We start from the raw sequence: 2,279 nt of genomic DNA, 5'->3' as shown, positions 1-2,279 counted from the left end.
CCGTGTAGTCCGTCCGCATCTTCACCGCTGATCCCATGGCGAATCTCCTTTCGCGACAGGGAATCACGAAACGGAGGCGGGCGGAATTGCGGAGAGTCTGCGGGAAGAGCCGTTGGTATAAACACAAGACGACGGACATACGACACGGGAACGACGGGCCCGGTGACGACCGGACGCAGGATACACATGTCCTCCGTGCCATCGGCCGCACCCGGCGCGGGAGCGGCGCCTGGACGCGGGAGAGGTTCGGGCATGGTAGTGGCTGCCGTGTTGGGGCTGGATGACGTTCATTAGAGCCGCCTGTCTCGATTGGCCTATCGCATTCCCGAAAAGCATCCTGCGCTCGCTGATTTTCGCGCGTAAGCCCGCGATGCTCGCGCAAACGGTCCTGAAATTTGGATCCGTGCAATCGAACTTCCGAAAGTTTGCTACGCTTGTGATTTTCTGCTCGTGTCCTTGAGGCTATTCCGATACGAAGCCACCCGACGTATCCGTGAGTTACAATCCTCGCTGGTGCCTGGCGTCTCAGAAGCGGTACTCAGGTCGTGCATATGCGGCCGTAAGAGTAAGCTGACCAGCTGCCTTGGCTTACGATCCTGCGAATTCATGTTAAAGAAGATAGCCGATGCCCGGCAGCGTTTTGATTATCGACGACGACTCCGAAATGGCAGCCGAGTTAGCAGAGGCGTTGACAGAGTTTGGATATGATACATCCTTTCTAGTATCGAGTAATGCGGCATGGAATGCCTTCAAAGAGGGTAATCGCTATGACTACCTGATTATCGACGAGGTTCTTGACAGTCTGTCAGGTACGCAGCTTTATCGAAAGGCCAAGCTCGCCTTTGAGCTCAGTGGATCTTATGCACTGCTCCTAACTGGTCATGCGGATCTGGACCGAAGCATCAACGCGATACGGGCCGGCTTTTGTGACTTCCTTCAAAAGCCGATCTCTGCGCGTGAGATCGACATCTCGTTGAAAAACATCGCCTCGCAAAGGCGCTCCGGCGAAGCAGAGGCAGAGCTGCCTGCCAGTGCAGCTATTCGCCTGCTTAAGCGTATCGCCAAACCGTCGGCCTCAAAGGACGACCTCCCAAGCATTCCAATGCTGGCGATATTGGCGGTCTGCCAAACATACCGCAACAAGGGCGAAACACTCCTCACGAAGGCAATCGCTTCCGAGACAGGTATGCCACTGTCATCAGTCGTTCGCCATCTGAACGAACTTGAGACCCTAGGTTATGTCTCCAGGAATGACGCCAGCGACGACAAGCGGAGGACCCTCGTTGAATTGACGGAAGCCGGCGACTGTGTCCTGAGAGAAACTGTCAGGACACTCCAAGCGAGTCTGGTCCGTGACAGCTAACACACGGCATTCTAATGGCTTGCAGATGGTGCTGTTCTATCGGCTGCCGTTTGCTATTATTCTGTCGATTACAGGAATGTTGATCTTCGTTGCGCTCGCCGTTTCGGGCCTTGAGCGATTCAAGCGTGATGTGGAACAAATCGACAATCAGGCCCACTTCGTAGATGCGGTCGTAAGCGAGTTCATAACAGTACTCGAGTCAGTGATTGACAACGCGATATCTAGTGTGGGGCCATTGCCAAATAGTTTGCAGCTTGGCGTCATTACCCTGCCCAGCTCCCTCACGATCCTGTCAGTCATCGATGGCGAAGGGTGGCTTTTTGCAACGACCGGCGAGGCGAGGGAGCGTGTCTATCTGGGCGATCGTTATCATTTTTTGGTCCATCGCGAACTTGGTCCTGACGGCGGTCTGTTTGTGGGTCCACCTGTTCTGGGCCGGGTTTCCGGCGTTCACACAATTCAACTGACCAAGGCTAATTGGAGCGATAAAGGCGAACTCATTTCAGTCTTCGTCGCGTCCCTGACCGCTGCCGACCTTGAAAGAATCCTCAACGGTTTGCCCCGACCTGCTGGTTCTGAACTTGCACTCTTCGGAACTGATGGAATCCTGAGATCGGCCTCGGCCGGTTGGACTGGCCCCGCTGCGGATCAGAATTTGCCCGATGCCGGCACTTGGGATTGTGCCTCCATCTTCGTCTGCCGCTACACGGCCGTAGCCGAAGTGCCGGATAAGAACCTCTTCGTTCTATCGAGTTTCAGCACCGTCTTAGCAGCCTATGCCGACGGTTGGGTAATGCCTCAAGTATCCCCTCATTTATTATCCGACGGCGAGGACGGCGGCGGTGAGGTTGTTTTGGCGGATCAACGCCTGGAAGCGCTGGATCAGGGCGCATAAGTCTGGCTCCGGCATGTTGGG

At 55.3% G+C, this 2,279-nt stretch carries 2 protein-coding genes; both read left to right on the top strand.

What is annotated here, in order from left to right; genetic code table 11:
• Window positions 1-625: 625 nt before the first annotated feature.
• A complete protein-coding gene (locus N1F91_RS30825; protein ID WP_289997734.1) occupies window positions 626-1,363 on the top strand; it encodes a response regulator in 738 nt (245 codons plus the stop codon).
• A 25-nt stretch (window positions 1,364-1,388) separates the two neighbouring features.
• Window positions 1,389-2,258, top strand: a complete 870-nt coding sequence (locus N1F91_RS30820) for a hypothetical protein (protein ID WP_289997733.1) — start codon at window positions 1,389-1,391, stop codon at window positions 2,256-2,258.
• The last annotated feature ends 21 nt before the right edge of the window (window positions 2,259-2,279 follow it).

Source organism: Aquibium sp. ELW1220 (genome assembly GCF_030398385.1).
Lineage (GTDB): Bacteria > Pseudomonadota > Alphaproteobacteria > Rhizobiales > Rhizobiaceae > Aquibium.
This window is presented reverse-complemented; position numbering and strand designations above follow the sequence as displayed.

Excerpts from the sequence above, each read along its gene's own strand:
- N1F91_RS30820 (WP_289997733.1), top strand. The coding sequence starts at position 1,389 with ATGGTGCTGTTCTATCGGCTGCCGTTTGCTATTATTCTGTCGATTACA.
- N1F91_RS30825 (WP_289997734.1), top strand. The coding sequence starts at position 626 with ATGCCCGGCAGCGTTTTGATTATCGACGACGACTCCGAAATGGCAGCC.